The 19035-nt window shown below is 46.0% G+C and carries 15 protein-coding genes; 8 read left to right on the forward strand and 7 right to left on the reverse strand.

What is annotated here, in order from left to right:
- Nucleotides 1-54: 54 nt before the first annotated feature.
- From F7Y48_RS07695 to hrpB, 3 genes are all read right to left on the reverse strand, one after another.
- Nucleotides 55-2385 carry a patatin-like phospholipase family protein gene (locus tag F7Y48_RS07695; protein WP_316683005.1) on the reverse strand — a complete coding sequence of 777 codons (2331 nt, stop codon included), beginning with the start codon at nucleotides 2383-2385 and terminating at the stop codon, nucleotides 55-57.
- Between the two features lie 122 nt (nucleotides 2386-2507).
- Nucleotides 2508-4880 (reverse strand): penicillin-binding protein 1B, encoded by a 2373-nt coding sequence (gene mrcB, locus F7Y48_RS07700; protein WP_176320173.1) that lies wholly within the window; start codon nucleotides 4878-4880, stop codon nucleotides 2508-2510.
- Entirely contained in the window at nucleotides 4873-7341 is a 2469-nt protein-coding gene (gene hrpB, locus F7Y48_RS07705; RefSeq protein ID WP_316683006.1) for an ATP-dependent helicase HrpB, read from the reverse strand. The genes mrcB and hrpB overlap by 8 nt, the downstream gene beginning before the upstream one ends.
- Nucleotides 7342-7407: 66 nt before the next feature.
- Here hrpB and sfsA point away from each other — a divergent pair, with 66 nt between their 5' ends.
- From sfsA to panC, 7 genes are all read left to right on the forward strand, one after another.
- Entirely contained in the window at nucleotides 7408-8124 is a 717-nt protein-coding gene (gene sfsA / locus F7Y48_RS07710; protein ID WP_074191772.1) for a DNA/RNA nuclease SfsA, read from the forward strand.
- 136 nt (nucleotides 8125-8260) lie between these two features.
- Nucleotides 8261-8707: an RNA polymerase-binding protein DksA gene (gene dksA, locus F7Y48_RS07715; RefSeq protein ID WP_005386584.1), complete on the forward strand. Its 447-nt coding sequence runs from the start codon at nucleotides 8261-8263 to the stop codon at nucleotides 8705-8707.
- A gap of 96 nt (nucleotides 8708-8803) precedes the next feature.
- Complete coding sequence (gene gluQRS / locus F7Y48_RS07720) at nucleotides 8804-9667, forward strand: tRNA glutamyl-Q(34) synthetase GluQRS (protein ID WP_268845196.1); 864 nt, start codon at nucleotides 8804-8806, stop codon at nucleotides 9665-9667.
- A gap of 101 nt (nucleotides 9668-9768) precedes the next feature.
- Nucleotides 9769-11136, forward strand: coding sequence for a polynucleotide adenylyltransferase PcnB (pcnB, locus tag F7Y48_RS07725; protein ID WP_005396721.1), 1368 nt, complete (start codon nucleotides 9769-9771; stop codon nucleotides 11134-11136).
- Nucleotides 11133-11618, forward strand: coding sequence for a 2-amino-4-hydroxy-6-hydroxymethyldihydropteridine diphosphokinase (folK, locus tag F7Y48_RS07730; RefSeq protein WP_005396720.1), 486 nt, complete (start codon nucleotides 11133-11135; stop codon nucleotides 11616-11618). The genes pcnB and folK overlap by 4 nt, the downstream gene beginning before the upstream one ends.
- Before the next feature lie 24 nt (nucleotides 11619-11642).
- Nucleotides 11643-12437: a 3-methyl-2-oxobutanoate hydroxymethyltransferase gene (gene panB, locus F7Y48_RS07735; RefSeq protein ID WP_316683007.1), complete on the forward strand. Its 795-nt coding sequence runs from the start codon at nucleotides 11643-11645 to the stop codon at nucleotides 12435-12437.
- 11 nt (nucleotides 12438-12448) lie between these two features.
- Nucleotides 12449-13354, forward strand: coding sequence for a pantoate--beta-alanine ligase (gene panC / locus F7Y48_RS07740; RefSeq protein ID WP_316683008.1), 906 nt, complete (start codon nucleotides 12449-12451; stop codon nucleotides 13352-13354).
- A gap of 56 nt (nucleotides 13355-13410) precedes the next feature.
- Here the strand turns inward: panC and F7Y48_RS07745 are convergent, their stop codons facing one another.
- The 4 genes from F7Y48_RS07745 to F7Y48_RS07760 all read right to left on the reverse strand — a co-directional run bounded on the left by F7Y48_RS07745 (nucleotide 13411) and on the right by F7Y48_RS07760 (nucleotide 18079).
- Nucleotides 13411-14340 carry a Kdo(2)-lipid IV(A) acyltransferase gene (locus F7Y48_RS07745; RefSeq protein WP_316683009.1) on the reverse strand — a complete coding sequence of 310 codons (930 nt, stop codon included), beginning with the start codon at nucleotides 14338-14340 and terminating at the stop codon, nucleotides 13411-13413.
- A gap of 127 nt (nucleotides 14341-14467) precedes the next feature.
- Nucleotides 14468-15238: an ABC transporter permease gene (locus F7Y48_RS07750; protein WP_005396714.1), complete on the reverse strand. Its 771-nt coding sequence runs from the start codon at nucleotides 15236-15238 to the stop codon at nucleotides 14468-14470.
- Nucleotides 15239-16156: an ABC transporter ATP-binding protein gene (locus tag F7Y48_RS07755; RefSeq protein ID WP_301948629.1), complete on the reverse strand. Its 918-nt coding sequence runs from the start codon at nucleotides 16154-16156 to the stop codon at nucleotides 15239-15241.
- 252 nt (nucleotides 16157-16408) lie between these two features.
- A complete protein-coding gene (locus F7Y48_RS07760; protein ID WP_124008500.1) occupies nucleotides 16409-18079 on the reverse strand; it encodes a SulP family inorganic anion transporter in 1671 nt (556 codons plus the stop codon).
- Between the two features lie 277 nt (nucleotides 18080-18356).
- On the opposite strand from F7Y48_RS07760, the gene can reads away from it, so the two are divergent.
- Nucleotides 18357-19025: a carbonate dehydratase gene (gene can / locus F7Y48_RS07765; RefSeq protein ID WP_005379996.1), complete on the forward strand. Its 669-nt coding sequence runs from the start codon at nucleotides 18357-18359 to the stop codon at nucleotides 19023-19025.
- Nucleotides 19026-19035: the final 10 nt, after the last annotated feature.

Consider the following 19035-nt stretch of genomic DNA (forward strand, 5'->3'; position numbering starts at 1 on the left):
AAAGTTCTGCTAATTTCGACCAAATATGCCAAGTTTTTGCTTTCTTATACCCGGTTAATTAAACGACGTTCCTACGATCAAATACACAGCATCCATATCCTGCTCAGTACGACCATAAGCCAACATAATTGGCCCGATTGGTGAGTCAACACCAAAGAAAATAGAGCCAGCATTGTAAAGCGGCGCTTCATTCAGCTTCAGATCATTATCTGACCACACTCCACCGTATTCCACTGATGCACCTAGGTAGACTGGCGCTTCAAATAGTCCAAAGTCATTGTCGAACCATTTGTATCGGTACACCAAGCTACTAAAAAACAGGTTCTGTCCAATCAAGCTATTTCTTGGGATACCAGATAGGTTTAAAAAGCCGCCTAACTCTCTCGGGTCAAGCGGAACCGATGAATTTTTACTTTCTACAAAGCTATATTCTGCATGTCCGACTAAAGTATGACGCTGATGACTGACCGCACCTTTGAATCGCGCGGAGATTTCATACACGGTATCTTCAATCATCTTTTCCGTGTCGAGTAGAGTGATGCCTTCCGGACTCTTGTCATGAGATACGAAATATTCAAGATCGACCAGCAGTCCGCGAGTAGGAAATGCAAAATCATCAAGCGTATCGAGTCGATAGCTCGCAAATATACCTTTGCGCTCGAAGTCTAGCTGCCCTGCCGAGGCCAAGGTAGACAGCTCAATATCTCCTGTAGAGTAACGAGCACCAAGGCGCAACTCTTGCCATAACGTAGGTTGAATGCCAATAGCCAGTTCAGAAGCAAAGTCATTATAGGAAACGGGTAAGAAGTCGTTAACTGAGCTGAGGTCCGGATTTTCAAATTCGCTAAAAGGTAAGTTTCTATCTTCACTGCTGTATCCAACACGGCCAGCAACAAAAAGCGTTTGACGAGATAAAACAGGCGAATACAACTCAGCTTCTATCAGCTTATCCGTGCCCATTTCTACGTTGAACGCCAACTCTGCACCATGCGAGTTTAAATTAGTAAAATTGGTCGACATACCGATGCCGTATTGGCTATCCGTATCGAAGTCATCTTCAAGGAAAAATCGAAAGTTAACGTAATTCGGCCCCCACGACTTTTCGTTAACATCAAAAACCAACAATGTCTTACCATCAACATCTTCAAAGTGATAAGTGATTAACTCAAAACGATCCAGCGCATAGAGATTTTCAACGGCTTTTTCTATTTCAGCCGTTGGAATACGACGACCTGTTTTCAATTGAATACGGTTAGTAAGTAATACATCACTGTAGTGGGTGTTATTCACTATCACAATGTCATCAACAATGCGTTTATCACCGTAAACCAGCGTCTTACGTACCTCTTGCTTGTGATCAATGTACTTTTGGTATTCTGCGTTCGATAAACTTAGACCTTGCAGCTTATCTTCAAGCTGCTTGGTAATATCGTAGCCCGCTTGAAAAGCCCAAGGCATTTTGTCGAACTCGACCGTTTCCATGGTGCCTACATTGGGACGAATATAAATATCTTGTGGTTCAAGCTCGTCCACTTGCTGTTGCGTACTGCGACGGACTAGGTAATTAGAAAGTTGATCCGCTACAGTAAACAGCCCGGTAAACTCATCTTCGGTTTTGTAGTCGGTGCTAATATCAACAGCAATAACAACATCTGCCCCCATGGCGCGAGCCACATCGACAGGCATGTTATTAACAACGCCACCATCGACAAGCATATGGCCATTGAGCTTATAGGGAGGAAGCGCTCCTGGTACAGACATACTGGCCATCATGGCGTCCACTAGGTAGCCATTGCCAAGAACCACTTCCTCTAGCGCAAGAATATCTGTCGCCACAGAGCGGTAAGGAATGGCAAGATCATCAAAAGAATCGAATCGTCCCAAATTCCCAGTAGTCTCACGCAATACGCGCAACATGTTCTGGCCTTGCACGACCCCCGTTGGGGCACGAACCTCACCAAATCTTAAGCCGAGGTCAGTGTTAATTTGATAGCGGTCTTCATACTCTTTATCACGAACTCGGCGTTGACTACGGTCGACACGATCTCGATAACCACTGCTCCAATCGACGGTGTAGATAAAACTTTCAATTTCATCAGCGCTCATCCCCGTTGCATAGAGACCACCAACATAAGCGCCCATACTGGTGCCCGTTACGATATCGACCGGGATCTGCATCTCTTCTAACGCTTTGAGGACGCCGATATGCGCAGCGCCTTTTGCTCCGCCACCGGCGAGCACAACTGCCACCTTTGGACGAGGCTCCACGTCATCCATTTTTGCTAGAGAGTTGGCGAGGGAAACTGAAGGAGTGGTGATCAAAAAGGCACTAACCCAAAGCGCGAAATGGCGAGTCGACGGGCTTGATAACAGCTTTTTGAACATTCACTTCTTCCTTTGTTGAATTTCTTATCAAGTAGGGCGTGCTAGCAGCACCGCACTAACACGCCCTAATATGTACTAAGAATTGACCAGAGAGACAAGCTAATGTTGTTGATTTGGCGATGCTACCAATCAAATAAGCTGTTAAGCCAGTTTGATTTCTTCTCACACTGCTGCTTTATTTGACCCGTTTTATCCCAAACTGGCAGTTTATAATCACTACGACAGTTCATTTCTAAACCACCATCTGATGTCGGCTTAAATCCTAACGTGGTGATCTCTCTTGGCCATGGAAGCTCTAAACGCTCAGGAATGCGTTGCTTCAAATACTCTGCGTACACTCGTAATGCACCGCTCGATCCCGTTAGATGAACCGGTTTGTTATCGTCGCGGCCTAGCCAAATTGTCGTCACTTCACGGCCATCAACACCGACAAACCAGCTATCGCGGTTATCGTTACTGGTACCCGTTTTTCCTGCCAGTGCAGCCCAACCAAACTGGCTTTGTAAGAAGCGGCCTGTACCTTGAGCAACCCCCTGTTTCATCGCGTAGGTCGTTAGCCATGCTGCTTGCTCATCCACGGCTCTTGATGAACGAGGCAAGGATTGATAAAGCACATTACCTTCCATATCCATCACTGAACGCAGAGCGGTCAGTTTCGCACGTTTGCCTGAGTTCGTCAGTGTCTGATACATCTGCGCGACTTCAAACGGCGTCAAAGAAAACGAGCCCAAAAACATCGAAGGCACTGGGCGGATTTCGTCTTTGTTCACGCCCAAACGTTCTAAAGTATCGGATACTTCGGGGATACCAAGCGCCATGCCTAAGCGCACGGTTGGCACGTTGAGCGACTTCGCTAAAGCAATATAAAGTGGCACATCACCACGGTATTTTCGGTCGTAGTTGCGCGGTGTCCATACATTACCTTTACTGCTTTTCAGGCTTAGCGGCGTGTCGTGCAGCGTCGTGCCTAGGTTATATTTTTCCGGTTGTTCTAGAGCCGTCAAGTAAATCGCTGGTTTAACTAAAGAGCCAATTGGACGACTGGCATTGAGCGCGCGGTTAAAACCTTCATAACCAACACGTTTACCGCCAACCATGGCTCGGATTTCACCACTATGACGATCAACCGCAACTGCGGCAGCTTCTAATTCTTTACCGCCTCGTTTAGCTAGCTCCGGGATCTTTTTCGCGATGGCTTGCTCCATTTTGCTTTGCGATACCGGATCCAGAGACGTAAACACGCGCAGTCCGGTTTCCGCTTTAAATCGCTCCCCCACTTTTTCTTTCAATTCAATGCTCAATTGTTGGAAATAAGCGGGCTGACGGCTCGCGATACGTGGTTTGCTCTGCGTATCAAGCGAACGACTGACGGCTTGCTCATACTGCTCAGATGTCAGCATGTTTTGCTGCATCAACAAACGTAATACAAGATCGCGGCGCTCTTTAGTGCGCTCAGGATAACGAATTGGATTGTAGTAAGACGGTCCTTTTACCATCCCAACTAACATCGCCAGTTGATCGATTCGCAGCTCTTGGATCGGTTGTCCAAAGTAATAACGCGATGCCAAGCCAAACCCGTGGATCGCTTCACCACCACTTTGCCCTAGATACACTTCGTTAAGGTAGGCTTCCAAAATACGATCTTTGCTGTAACGGTAATCCAAAATTAACGCAATATACGCTTCTCTAACTTTGCGCCACAGCGTCTTATCACGGGTCAAAAACAGGTTTTTCGCCAACTGCTGAGTTAGCGTACTACCGCCTTGAACAGTACGACCCGCTTTAATGTTTGCAACCATTGCTCGTGCAATCGCGAGTGGAGACACCCCATCGTGTTGATAAAAATCCCGGTCTTCGGTCGCAAGCAGTGCATCAACTAAAATTTCTGGGAACTGATCACGACGCAAGAACAGACGCTGCTCATCTTGATCTTTCTCCAGCATACCCAACATCTTAGGCTCTAAGCGTAAGTAACCAAGATCGCCTCGGGACTCTAAAGACTGAATACGCTGTAAGCCAGAATCTGAAAAATGGAGCATCACGTGACGATCCGGTTCAGGACCATCGGCAAATTCAAATGGACGACGGATCAGCTCAATACGAGTGGAAGAAGAAGAGTACTCACCAGGATAGCGAGGCTGACTTACCTTACGGTAATTCAGTACATCCAGCTCGTTACGAAGTTCTTGAATGGTGATATTTTCACCCGGATTTAAGTTCAAGATGCGAGCATAAACCACCGTTGGCAGTTCAAACAGCTGGCCTTCAAAGCGCTCTTTCACAACACTATCTAAGTAAATCCCAACAAACAGCAAAACAGCGGCAAGCGCAACACCGGCTTTCCAGCTAAATGACCACAAAACTTTCAGCCACGAACGTTTCTCGTTAGCCGGCTTTTTACTCGGTGTGCGTCGAGTCTGTTTTGTCGTTCCTTTATTGGTTGTACTTTTCTTCGCTGGCGCTTTTTTCGCGCTAGGCTTCTTGCTGTTAGTCATTATTCAATTGTCTTTTTGTTTTCGTAGTTGCTACATGATTGGCAGGGTCATCTGGCCAAACGTGTTTTGGGTAGCGCCCTTTCATCTCTTTTTGAACGTCTTTATAGCTTCCGTTCCAGAAAGCCGCCAAGTCAGACGTCACTTGCAGCGGACGTTGTGCCGGCGAAAGCAGTTCAAGCACCAAACGCTTACGACCAAGTGCTACCGTAGGAGAGCCACTCTCACCAAATACCTCTTGCATACGCACCGATAGTTTCGGCTCATGGCCATACTGGTAACGGATACGCTTCTTTGAACCTGTCGGCAGTTGGTAATGCTCTGGTAACCATTCATCCAGCTGTTGATTGAGTGGCCAACCTAATCGAGCGTTCAGCGCCTCGACCAAGTTTATCTTGCTCAAATCGTTAACCGAACTGACGGACGTCATGTACGGCTCTAACCACTCTTCTAATGAATCCAACAAACTGGCTTCATCAAACATTGGCCATGATTGCTCGGGTAACCATTCCACCGCACAACGAACCCGAGCCAACAAGCTCTCCGCTGCCGGTGTCCAGTTTAGACTCTGTAAGCCCTGGCGGCGGACATACGTGAGTAAAGCTTGTGTCATTTTTTCTTTGCCAGGGCTTGGCAAAGGCTCGCGTTCAACCACCAACTGACCGAGTTTTGTTTGTCGCTCAGCCATTAGACGCCCTCTTTTTTCATCCCAGTCTACAACTTCTTCAGACGAAAATAGCGCTTCAAAGGTCGCTCGCAATATATTGACATCCAATTCACATGCCGAATGAATTTGACTGGAGTTAGAATGAGAACGCATTAAGTCAACGGCAACCAAATAGTCACAGCCACCTAGCATGTCTTCCTGACGACATTCTGCACCATGACCATTAGCCAAAGTAAATCGCCCAAATTGATTTGTGCGCTGCTGCGCAATGCGATCTGGAAATGCCAAACTTAACACCAGCGGTAATGCTTCTTCATCCACACCTTTCAGGTCAAATACCGTATCCAATTTGTACGCTAGAGATTGAGCACGCTTGAACAACAGCGACTTTTTTGGATGAGTACCAACAAGCCAACGATGCAAGCTATGAGCGATATTGGTAACGTTTCTCTCTGGCTCTTCAATCAGTGCGACCGCCGCCAAAGCAGCATTTAACATCTTATCACTGTAAGATTGCGCTTTAATTAGCATCGCAGCCGCACGAGGCTCAACGCCTAGTTCATGCGCCTGTTTTCCTTCGGACGTTAATTGCTCTTTTTCCGTCAGTAGTCCCAATGACACCAATAGCTGCTTAGCTTGTTCCAATGACGCATTAGCGGGAACATCAAGCCACTTGAGATCGTGGATATCACTCGCTCCCCAAAATGCGAGCTCCATAACTAAACTCGCCAAATCGGAATGCAAAATTTCAGGTTGGGGAACCAGCGGTTGCTGCTTGAACTGACTTTCAGAATAAAGACGAACACAAATGCCCTCTTCGATCCGCCCTGCTCGTCCTGCACGCTGAATCGCTGAAGACTGTGCAATACGTGTTTGCTCTAAGCGTGTTAAACCGTTTTTCAAATCAAACCGGGCAATACGCTCTAACCCAGAATCAACCACAAGGCGAATGCCTTCAATCGTCAGTGAAGTTTCTGCGATGTTGGTCGCGAGTACGACTTTACGCTTGCCGTGTTCTGCCGGCGTGATGGCTTTTTGTTGCTCAGTAAAGCTCAGTTGCCCATAAAGCGGACACACTTCAATATCATCCGCCAAATGAGATAAACGTTCTTCGACTTGTTTAATGGCCCCAACGCCCGGTAGGAAAGCCAACAAAGAGCCGGACTCTTTGTTCATAAGACTTTCTATTGTTTTTGCCATACTCGTCGGTAAATGATCATTCACACCTAACGGTTGGTAACGCATTTCTACGTCGAAACTGCGTCCTTCTGATTCAATGTAACTGGCTTCAGGCAACAACGACTGTAAGGCTTGTTGATCAAGCGTTGCCGACATCACCACCAGCTTGAGATCGTCTCGCAATGCCTCTTGAACTTCTAAACTGAATGCCAAAGCGGTATCGGCATGAATGCTGCGTTCATGAAACTCATCAAAGATCAGCAGATCAACACCATCCAGTTCAGGGTCAGTTTGAATCATCCGAGTCATGATCCCTTCAGTCACGATCTCCAACTGCGTTGCAGAACTTACCTTTGCCTCGCCACGAACTCGATAACCCACGCGTTGCCCTACTTGCTCTCCCAATTGCTCAGCAAGATAACGGGCAATGTTACGCGCCGCGAGTCGTCTTGGCTCAAGCATGATGATTTTTCCAGCAACCGAATGATTTAAGAGTAACTGCAAAGGGAAGTAAGTCGACTTACCGGCACCAGGCGCCGCTTTTAAGATCACTTGATGTTGATTTTTGACCGCCGTCAGCAACTCAGGCATCACGGCTTCAATCGGCAATTGTGACAAAGGAAATACCTTGTGGTGTAATGGTGGCAACATTGTACATAAAAAAATTTTTGTCTAAATAAGCAAATGCATTTCACACCCGCTTTAGAGTCCGCCACTCTACTCAAACGCTATAAACGCTTTCTTGCCGATATCGAACTCGATACCGGTGAAGTTCGTACTATCCACTGCGCAAACACTGGCGCTATGACAGGTTGTGCGACACCGGGAAACAAAGTTTGGTTTTCCACTTCCGACAACCCGAAACGAAAATACCCCAATAGTTGGGAGTTGAGTGAAACCGAACAAGGACACCGTATTTGTATCAATACCGCGCGCGCCAACCAATTAGCCGTTGAGGCTATTGAAAATAATGTCATTTCAGAGCTTTGTGGTTATGACACACTTCAAACTGAGGTGAAATACGGTAATGAAAATAGCCGAATTGATATCTTGCTCAGCGCAGACAACAAGCCAAAGTGCTATATAGAAGTGAAAAGCGTCACTCTTCTTGATGAGACCGACTCTATTGGACAAGGATACTTCCCAGATGCGGTCACGACTCGGGGACAAAAGCACCTGAGAGAGCTCACAGAAATGGCACAAAATGGAAGTAGAGCCATACTTTTATTCACTGTTTTACATTCAGGTATTGAAAAAGTATCCGCGGCGCACCATATAGACGCGAAATATTCACTATTACTCAAACAAGCACAAGACGCTGGAGTGGAAGTTCTCTGCTACAAAGCTGAACTGAGCGATACTGGAATGAAGCTGATTTCCGCTATTGATTTTATCAATTAAGAGAAAAAATGATGTCGTCTTCACATTGACGATAACTTTGCGATTCAGTATTTGCTTGCACCGCCTCTTTTTGCTATAGATACCCGCCTTAAATTGACTGCGTAGCAGTTGACTAGGTGTAAGTAGGAGATGCTGTATGCCAGAATCAAAGAAGAAAACGATAGGCATCCTAGCCATTGCCGGCGTGGAGCCATATCAGGAAAAACCTGGTGAAGAGTACATGTCACCAGAGCAGGTTGAACACTTTACGAAAATCTTAACAGCTTGGCGCGACCAGCTGAGAGCTGAAGTGGATCGTACCGTTCACCACATGCAGGACGAAGCAGCAAACTTCCCAGATCCAGTTGACCGCGCCTCTCAAGAGGAAGAGTTCAGCCTAGAACTGCGTAACCGCGACCGCGAACGCCGTTTGATCAAGAAGATTGAAAAGACTTTGGATAAAATCAAAGAAGACGATTTTGGCTTCTGTGAGTCTTGTGGCGTAGAGATTGGCGTTCGCCGTCTTGAAGCACGTCCAACCGCTGACCTATGTATTGACTGTAAAACACTTGCAGAAATCAAAGAGAAGCAAATGCAAGGTTAATCAACCAAGCATTATGATTATTGAAGGGAGCTCAGGCTCCCTTTTTGTTTTGACTACCTTTTCATCCCATTTGTTTACTAAATTCGAGATACACGCATGACACGCTATGTAGGTCGATTCGCCCCATCTCCTTCTGGTCCTTTACATTTTGGTTCACTGATTGCCGCTCTTGGCAGCTATTTTCAAGCGAAAGCACACAACGGAACCTGGTTAGTACGTATTGAGGACTTGGACCCACCAAGAGAAATGCCAGGTGCGGCGCAACTTATCCTAGATGCGCTCAAAGCCTACCAGCTGTATTGGGATGGAGAGGTGGTATACCAGAGTGAACGTCATGACCTTTACCAAGCCCAAATAAACACATGGCTCGAAAATGGTGAGGCCTATTATTGCCAATGTACTCGAAAGCAAATTAAAGAGCATGGCGGGTTTTATCCTGGCACTTGCCGCGATAAAAACTTGAAAGACGGCGCGATTCGCCTAAAAATGACCAAGCCTGTCGCTCATTTCTTCGATCAGAAGCGTGGAACAATTAAGATTCCAGAGCAACTCGTTAATGAAGATTTCATTATTAAACGTCGAGATGGATTATTTGCTTATAATCTTGCGGTAGTATTGGACGACATCGACCAAGGCGTCACCGAAGTCGTGCGTGGTGCAGACTTAATCGAGCCAACAGGGCGTCAAATCAGTCTGTACCAGATACTTGGGCAGCCTGAAGTCAGCTACTTGCATTTACCATTGGCGATGGACAACAACGGCAATAAACTGTCGAAACAAAATCACGCGACGGCTATTGATATAGAGACACCAAAGCCTACTCTATTACGCGCCATGACATTTTTGGGCTTCGAGATACCGGAAGCCATAAAAGCGGCCAACATAGAAGAGATTCTTCGTTGGGGCTGCGAAAACTGGCGCTTGGAACAGCTTCCAACAGAGATCGAGATCACACCGTGATTCTCAAATGGCATTGTGTAGGCTATCATTAGCCGCAAATTAGGCCCTAGAGGCGCAAAAACTAACCAAAGCAAGATTGGACTAAACCCAGTTATTGCCAGATGCACATGAATACAAACGACTATACACCAAGCGAACCTGCCACTATTCCAGAGCTCGCTCTCAATGTAATAACTCGTGAAGAGCACAACATTTCGCGTAAGCAGATCAGTGATAATGCACTGAAGGTACTGTACCGCCTAAATGGTGCTGGTTTCGATGCTTTTCTTGTGGGTGGCGGGGTTCGAGACTTACTGCTTGGACAGAAACCAAAAGATTTTGACATTGCGACCAACGCAACGCCGGAACAGATCAAACAGCTATTTCGTAACTGCCGTTTGATTGGTCGCCGCTTCCGCTTGGCTCACATTATGTTTGGCCGAGATATCATTGAAGTAGCGACATTCCGCGGTCACCACCAAGAGCAAAAGAATAAGAGCATCTCTCAGCAATCGAAAGAAGGAATGCTGCTGCGTGATAATGTCTACGGCACCATCGATGAAGATGCTGAGCGCCGTGATTTCACGATTAACTCGATGTACTACAACATCGCGGATTACTCGATTCACGACTACGCACGTGGTATTGAGGATTTAGAAGATCGCCTCATTCGACTGATTGGCGATCCAGAAACACGCTACCGTGAAGACCCAGTACGTATGTTGCGTGCGGTTCGCTTCGCAGTAAAACTGGACTTTGATATTGAAGAAGACACCGCGGCGCCAATCGAACACATGGCACCGTTGCTCGGTGACATTCCGTCAGCGCGTCTTTTTGAAGAGTCACTCAAGTTATTGCAATCCGGTCATGGCTTAGAAACCTACCACCTACTGCGTGAGTACAACTTATTCCAACAGCTCTTCCCGACGATTGCAGCGCACTTCACGGAAGATTACTCCTCTTACACAGAGCAAATGTTGGATCTCGTGTTGGATTCTACTGACATGCGCATCGAAGATGGGAAACGCATCAATCCAGCATTTATGTTTGCTGCAATGCTGTGGTACCCACTGTGTGCGAAAGCCGATGAACTGATGGAAGAGCGCAACCTAGGCCATTACGACGCTATTATGGAAGCGAGTAACATCATTCTTGATGAACAAGTTCGTACAATTGCCATTCCAAGACGCCACACCGCAACCATTCGCGAGATTTGGCAGCTGCAGCTGCGCCTTCCTCGACGCAACGGTAAACGTGCATTCCGCCTGATGGAGCTCAATAAATTTAGAGCTGGCTTTGATTTTCTTGAAATGCGCGGTGAAATTGAAGGTGGTGATACTCAGAAGCTTGCCAAGTGGTGGGAAACTTTCCAAAATGCAGGCCGAGAAATGCGTCAAGCAATGGCTGCCGACCTAGACGGTCAATCACCGAAGAGTGGTCAGCGCCGCCGTAAAACCTATCGCAAGAAAAAGAGTAAGCCTAAGTCATGATCACAGCGTACATTGCGGTAGGCAGTAACTTGGCTGATCCTGTCAGCCAAGCGAAGCAAGCGATTGAAGCGTTAAAAACGCTGCCTAAATCAGAATTTGTTCAGGCTTCTTCGCTATACAGCAGCACGCCAATGGGACCACAAAACCAACCGGATTACATCAATGCGGTTGTGTCGATTAACACCAGTTTGACGCCTCTTGAGTTGCTCGATTGCACACAAGCCATTGAGCAAGAACAAGGGCGTGTCCGTAAAGACGAACGTTGGGGACCAAGAACCTTGGACCTCGACATTGTTCTTTATGGCAATGAGGTGATTAATTCCGAGAGGCTGATCGTTCCTCATTATGGAATGAAAGAGCGTGAATTCGTACTCTACCCTCTTGCGGAAATTGCACCAAGTTTACAACTCCCCGATGGGACCGAGGTCTCTAAACTACTGGAACAAGTAGATAGAAACGGCCTCAGTATCTGGCAGTCATAGCCAACTCCTAGTAAGGATAAAACCATGAAAAAAATGACCATCAACGACCTAATCAAGTGGAAGCAAGAAGGTCGTAAATTTGCTACTTCAACCGCTTATGATGCGAGCTTTGCCCAACTGTTTGAAAGCCAAGAAATGCCAGTACTTCTTGTTGGTGATTCTCTAGGTATGGTTTTGCAAGGTCACAACGATACTCTGCCAGTAACGGTCGATGATATCGCTTACCATACTCGTTGCGTACGCGCAGGTAGCCCAAATTGTTTGTTGATGGCTGACATGCCATTCATGAGCTACACCACGCCAGAGCAAGCTTGCGAAAATGCGGCTACACTGATGCGTGCGGGTGCCAATATGGTGAAAATTGAAGGTGGTGACTGGCTAGTAGACACTGTAAAAATGCTCACTGAACGCTCGGTTCCAGTTTGTGCTCACCTTGGTTTAACTCCTCAAGCCGTGAATATTTTTGGTGGTTACAAAGTCCAAGGTCGCGATCAAGAAAAAGCGGACCGCATGGTGAAAGATGCGTTAGCACTGCAAGAAGCAGGCGCTCAAATCGTCTTACTAGAGTGCGTGCCTGCTGAGCTTGCTGAGCGTATTACGCAAGTGCTCGACGTGCCTGTTATCGGTATTGGAGTTGGTAACGTGACAGATGGTCAAATTCTCGTGATGCATGATATGTTCGGTATCTCTGCCAACTACATGCCGAAATTCTCCAAAAACTTTCTTGCTGAAACAGGTGATATGCGCAAAGCCGTTGCTAAATACATTGAAGATGTAGCCAACGGTGTATTCCCAGACGACGCTCATACCATTGCCTAGAGGATAAATGCATGCAAACTTTTGCGGAAATCTCAGCAGTTCGTGAACACCTTAAAACCTTTAAACGTGAAGGTCGTAAAATTGCGTTTGTCCCAACCATGGGCAACCTTCACGAAGGTCACTTAACTTTAGTGCGTAAAGCACGCGAATACGCTGATATCGTTGTCGTAAGCATCTTTGTTAATCCGATGCAGTTTGATCGTGCAGACGATTTAAATAATTACCCGCGTACGCTAGAGGAAGACTTAAGCAAGTTAACCTCTGAAGGGGTCGATGTGGTATTTACGCCGACACCAGAAGTTATCTATCCTGAAGGGCTTGATAAACAAACGTTTGTTGATGTTCCGGGTCTATCGACTATTTTAGAAGGGGCTTCACGCCCTGGTCATTTCCGTGGCGTCACAACCATCGTAAACAAGCTATTTAACATCGTTCAGCCAGATGTGGCCTGTTTTGGTGAGAAAGATTTCCAACAACTTGCGGTTATCCGCAAGATGGTTGTCGATCTTGCGATGGACATTGAAATCATTGGTGTACCAACCGTACGTGAAATGGACGGTTTAGCTATGAGCTCTCGCAATGGCTTACTCACGCTAGATGAGCGCCAGCGTGCGCCAGTGCTTGCTCGTACAATGCGTTGGATCAGCAGTGCCATTCGCGGTGGCCGAGATGACTACGCATCGATCATCGAAGATGCGAGCGACCAACTTCGAGCTGCAGGTTTGCACCCTGATGAGATCTTCATTCGTGATGCTCGTACTTTACAAGTGATCACGCCAGAAACGACACAAGCCGTCATTCTGATGTCTGCGTTCTTAGGCAAAGCTCGTCTTATCGATAACCAAACGGTAGATATGGTTGTCGAAGCGAAGGAAGAAGCAGAGTCTAGTAATACAAACTCAGAGAGCTCAGAGTAAGCTCTGAGCCATCAAGACGTAAAAAGGTCGACTCTTAGTCGACCTTTTTTTATGTTCTACGTATAGACGCAATCTAACCCTTCAGGGCGTGTTTTAAACCGCTTGTGCAGCCACATCCACGCTGGAATATCACGTTTTATCATTTTCTCGAGTTCTTGATTCAAGATACTTGCCGCTTTAATCGCATTACGCCTCTCGAAACGCTCACTGATATCTTTTCCAATATACAACGTGTAATGGTGATTCTTGCTCACTGTGACGCCAGATATGACCGCACACTTTGTTGCGTCTATAAGCACACTAGAGCCCACGGTACTCGCGGCTTGTTCAACAGCAAAGAACGGCGCAAAAACAGAATGGCTAACGCCATAATCATGGTCGGGCAAATACCAAAGTCGATGACCATTTTTCAGAACTTTGAGCATTGATTTCACGTCTTTTCGATCAATCATTTGATGCCCAAAACGAGTTCGACCTCGATGTTGAATAAACTCATAAGCCGGATTCGAATTTGGGCGATACACACCGTAACCTTTGGCAAACTGGCTAAAAATACGAGCGGTTATCTCCAAGTTTAAATGGTGACTGCACACCACCAACACACCACGCCCATTCTTTTCCTCAGCGAGTAAACGACCTTTCCCAACAGTAGAGGTTATCCGACGTATCCGCCAATCTGGCCAAAACCAGGCGATCCCCGTTTCGATGATCGCCATTCCCGTATATTGAAAGTTTTTTCGTACTACGTCCTTATATTGCCAATCCGTAAAATCAGGGAAACACAGCTGGAGATTACGCAGAGCGATCTTGTGTCGGCGCTTCATTACATGCATCGCAACACAGCCGATACTTCTACCTAAGATTCGCAATACTATGTATGGCAGTACATTAACAAGAATCGCTAAAGATCCAAATGCCAGCCAAACAGACCAATATTTGGGCTTAAGTAACTGATAGGAGAAAGGCGGCGGCGGGACAATATTCATAGGATCACTCATTTATTACAAATGATTGAAACCTATCATGATAAAAACTGAATGATTGTATGGGTATGTATTGTTATGCACAACAAAGAGCAGCATGATTCGCTGCTCTTTGTTGTGTGGGAGAGTCTTAGCTTCTTAGCCCAATACCTTTCGTTACTAAGTAATGAGCAACGGCATACAGCGCTATCACAAACACCGCAAGCACACTGAATGAGGTGACAATACCTACATCCGATACGCCTAAAAAACCATAACGGAACGCATTCACCATGTAGACGATTGGGTTAATCTTAGAGACACCTTGCCAAAATTCAGGCAGTAAGCTGATGGAATAAAAAACACCACCCAAGTAGGTTAACGGGGTCAACACAAATGTAGGAATGATCGAAATATCATCAAACGTTTTTGCATAGACCGCATTGATCAGTCCGCCTAGAGCAAATACAACGGATGTCATGAAGACGGTCGCAACAATAATGCCCCAGTGTTCAACTTGCAGATCCACAAACAATAGAGACACACAGGTAACAATAGCGCCTACTAACAAACCTCGAGTCACACCGCCCATTACGTATCCAGCAATAATCACGTAATTTGGCACCGGTGCCACCAGCAGCTCTTCAATGTTCTTCTGTAGTTTTGCACTAAAGAACGAAGACGCCACATTCGAGTATGAATTGGTGATCACCGACATCATGATCAAACCTGGAACTATGTACTCCATGTAGCTAAAGCCGCTCATCTCACCGATTCGAGAGCCAATAAGATTACCGAAAATGATGAAATACAGTGTCATTGTGATAGCTGGCGGTACTAAAGTTTGCACCCAAATACGCGTAAAACGGGTGATCTCTTTGCTCAGCAAGCTACGAAATGCCGTCCAATATAAACCGTACATTTACTTACTCCCTTCTCTTACAATGCTGACAAACAACTCTTCCAGTCGGTTGGCTTTGTTACGCATTGAAAGAACTCTAATACCATGCTCTGTTAACTGACTGAACACTGAGTTCAATCCTTGGCTTTTATCTAGCTCTATCTCTAAAGAGCCATCAACAATACTTTGTCGATTGACGCCTTCAAGCTCAGGCACCTCGCCTTCAGATTCAATGTCTAGGATAAATGTCTCGACGCTTAACTTACCTAGCAACGCCTTCATGGTGGTGTTTTCAATCAACTCACCCCGGTTGATAATGCCGATATTTCGACACAGCATCTCCGCTTCTTCTAGGTAGTGCGTCGTCAAAATAATCGTAATCCCTTGCTCTTGGTTGATCTCTCTCAGAAATTCCCACATTGAGCGGCGTAGTTCAATGTCCACCCCAGCCGTTGGTTCATCCAAAATGAGCAACTGCGGCTCGTGCATCAAAGCTCGGGCGATCATCAAACGACGCTTCATTCCGCCAGATAAATTACGGGCACGCTCTTTACGTTTTTCCCATAAATCGAGTTTTTTCAGGTACTTTTCAGCTCGTTCTTTGGCTAATACTTTAGACACACCGTAATAGCCCGCTTGCTGCATCACAATTTGCTCAACGGTTTCAAACTGATTGAAGTTGAACTCTTGTGGCACCAAGCCTAAATTCTGTTTGGCCAACTCAAGGTCGGTATCAATGTCATAACCGAAAACTTTCGTCGTTCCAGAAGTTTTGTTCACTAAGGAGGAGATGATGCCGATCGTGGTCGATTTTCCTGCACCATTGGGACCCAGAAGCGCGTAGAAGTCACCTTTTTTCACTTGGAGACTAATACCTTTTAACGCCTCAAAGCCACCTGCATACGTCTTGCGCAGCTGTTCAATTTCTAATGCGTACATAAGGTCTTGATTGCCGTTTGTTTGTGATTACTAATACCGACTCGATGTTTATCAGCGGTTTACTACGAAATCGCCTTGGGTATTGTACTGGAGGTCCATCAGTTTATCGTTGAATAACGATGATTACAATTAAACCTTTCGATAATGTTGGAAATATAGTCCCTATCAACGTAAAGGTTATCTGCAAGTAAGGAAAAGTTAGGGAATAAAAAACGCAACAGAACGCTGTTGCGTTTTTAACGATCAGAGTGATTACGCCGTTATACGCTGATACTGGTCCGCCTCGACATGTGCTACCGCCGCATTTAATGCTTCATAACGGAATTGGTACATATTGTCATTTGGGACAAGATCAATGACGTGGAACTTTTCTAGCTGTTCTCGCGTGCGCTCATTTGGACACAACAAATACACGGCACAATTAGCATCAAGCGCATCTTTAATCGCGTTTTCTAACGCTAAACCGACGGTGACATCAATCATAGGTACATCGGTAAGATCGAGAATCATCACATCATAATCCGAAATACTGGAGTGCTGGCGTGAAATTGCCTTAGAAACACTGAAGATCATTGGACCCGAAAGATAAAAGAACAGTACTTTGCCATTGGCGCGATCAAGCAAGCCACGCTCGCTGTCAGTTAGCGGCACATCGTCTTCATCCGCGTCGCTGATCGCTTTCACTTGTCTCGCCTGTTCTCGGCTCAGACGCTCAATGATAATAATGTTGGAAATAAAGACGCCCAAGCCCACGGCAACGATAAGGTCAACGAACACTGTGAGCAACATAACGCCATACATTACCGCCATTCCGGAAAAGCTAACCTTGTGTGCTCGTTGAATAAAACTCCAATCCAAAATGTTAAAGCCGACATATACTGCAATGCCAGCCAACACAGCCATTGGGATCGGCTCCGTTAATCCACCCGCAACCAATACGACCAATGCAAGCATAAGTGCACGAATCACACCGGACAATGGCGAACGAGCCCCAACTTGAATGTTAGTCACCGTGCCCATCGTTGCGCCCGCGCCAGGTAGTGCACCGAACAAGCCTGAGATCATGTTGGCAAGGCCTTGGCCTCGCAGTTCTTTGTCTGAGTCGTGCTCTTTACGAGTCAAGGAGTCACCGATAACCGCCGTTAACAAAGTATCGATACAACCTAAGGTGCCGAGCACCAATGCATCAATAACCATCTCAACAAACATATCTGGATCAATATGAGGTGCAACGAGAGAAGGCAATCCTGCCGGGATTTCACCGATACGACGAATGTCTTCCGTATCGAAGAACATCACAGACAATAAAGTCACCGCAACCAACGCCACGAGTTGCGCTGGTATATATTTTCGATATTGCTTAGGGAAGAAAAAGAGAATCCCCAAAGTCAGTAGACCTAAAAACAGTTCACTGAACTTGAGGTTAGAAATGGTCTCCGGCAAAGCAGATAATGTTCCGAGCACTCCTCCAGAAGGCGCGGCATGCCCCATCAAAGGTGATAGCTGCAAAATGATAAGAATCACGCCAATCCCTGACATAAAGCCCGAAATCACGCTATAAGGCATCAAGGTAACGTATTTACCCAGTTTTAACGTCCCTAATAGGATTTGGAACGCGCCAGCCATCATAACAACCGTGAAGGTCATGGCCATGCCCGTTTCTGGATACTTCGCCATCATACTGGTTAACACAGCGGTCATGATTACCGTCATTGGCCCTGTTGGTTCTGATATTAACGTATTAGAACCACCAAACAACGAAGCAAACAGACCGACCATTATTGCGCCCCAGAGGCCTGCTTCTGCCCCTGCACCGGATGCAACACCGAACGCTAACGCCAAAGGAAGAGAGATAATCGCCGTGGTTACCCCGCCAAATACATCCCCTTTGAAATTAATATCTTCAAAACGACTACCGAACACTGCTGATTTCCCTGCATTCAATTTTAAAAAGTAAAATGTCATTACTTTAACGAGCCAGGCGAAAATTTAAACCATAAATAGATTAAGGCTAAATTCACACCACAAATAATTAGGCCTAATTTTACGTTTTTATTGATGAAAACTAGTCAGATGAGTCCTGTCTGACGAATATTTAACGGGATCGAAATTGTAACATTGTGTATAGTTACAACACTGATCGCTTGCATGTTCATATAAGCGGCAGCGCTTTTGTCTTTTAAGGGAAGTAGTTTGCAAGATGCCGGAAATTAAACAGTTATTTGAAAACAATTCAAAATGGTCTCAAGAGATCAAATCTGATCGACCTGAATACTTCGCAAAACTCGCAGAGGGTCAAAAGCCCGATTTTCTTTGGATTGGCTGTTCTGATAGCCGTGTCCCTGCCGAGCGACTAACCGGACTATACTCGGGTGAACTATTCGTTCATCGGAATGTTGCAAACCAAGTCATCCATACTGATCTCAACTGTCTGTCCGTCGTTCAATACGCCGTAGACGTTCTTAAGGTTAAGCACATCATTGTCTGTGGACACTATGGCTGTGGTGGCGTGAACGCAGCCATTGATAACCCTAAGCTAGGTCTTATTAATAATTGGCTGTTACATATCAGAGATATCTATTTCAAACACCGCACTTACCTAGATCAAATGCCGCAGCAAGATCGAGCAGATAAACTAGGCGAGCTTAATGTCGCAGAGCAAGTGTACAACTTGGGTAACTCAACCATCCTGCAAAACGCTTGGGAGCGTGGGCAAGATGTTGAAATTCATGGCGTGGTATACGGCATTGAAGATGGTCGTTTAGAGTACTTAGGCATTCGTTCTAACTCTAAGGAAACCGTAGAAGCGTCTTATCAGAAAGCCCTTTCGACGATTCTAAATACAGACAACAAGCTGCTTTGTCGCTAAGCTACATCTA

Origin of the sequence: Vibrio sp. 2-1-2a (genome assembly GCF_032648565.1) — a bacterium.
Classification (GTDB): domain Bacteria; phylum Pseudomonadota; class Gammaproteobacteria; order Enterobacterales; family Vibrionaceae; genus Vibrio; species Vibrio diabolicus.

Coding starts and splice junctions, on each gene's coding strand:
- F7Y48_RS07695 (WP_316683005.1), bottom strand. CDS start 2,385: ATGTTCAAAAAGCTGTTATCAAGCCCGTCGACTCGCCATTTCGCGCTT.
- mrcB (WP_176320173.1), bottom strand. CDS start 4,880: ATGACTAACAGCAAGAAGCCTAGCGCGAAAAAAGCGCCAGCGAAGAAA.
- sfsA (WP_074191772.1), top strand. CDS start 7,408: ATGCATTTCACACCCGCTTTAGAGTCCGCCACTCTACTCAAACGCTAT.
- dksA (WP_005386584.1), top strand. CDS start 8,261: ATGCCAGAATCAAAGAAGAAAACGATAGGCATCCTAGCCATTGCCGGC.
- gluQRS (WP_268845196.1), top strand. CDS start 8,804: ATGACACGCTATGTAGGTCGATTCGCCCCATCTCCTTCTGGTCCTTTA.
- pcnB (WP_005396721.1), top strand. CDS start 9,769: ATGCACATGAATACAAACGACTATACACCAAGCGAACCTGCCACTATT.
- folK (WP_005396720.1), top strand. CDS start 11,133: ATGATCACAGCGTACATTGCGGTAGGCAGTAACTTGGCTGATCCTGTC.
- panB (WP_316683007.1), top strand. CDS start 11,643: ATGAAAAAAATGACCATCAACGACCTAATCAAGTGGAAGCAAGAAGGT.
- panC (WP_316683008.1), top strand. CDS start 12,449: ATGCAAACTTTTGCGGAAATCTCAGCAGTTCGTGAACACCTTAAAACC.
- F7Y48_RS07745 (WP_316683009.1), bottom strand. CDS start 14,340: ATGAATATTGTCCCGCCGCCGCCTTTCTCCTATCAGTTACTTAAGCCC.
- F7Y48_RS07750 (WP_005396714.1), bottom strand. CDS start 15,238: ATGTACGGTTTATATTGGACGGCATTTCGTAGCTTGCTGAGCAAAGAG.
- F7Y48_RS07755 (WP_301948629.1), bottom strand. CDS start 16,156: ATGTACGCATTAGAAATTGAACAGCTGCGCAAGACGTATGCAGGTGGC.
- can (WP_005379996.1), top strand. CDS start 18,357: ATGCCGGAAATTAAACAGTTATTTGAAAACAATTCAAAATGGTCTCAA.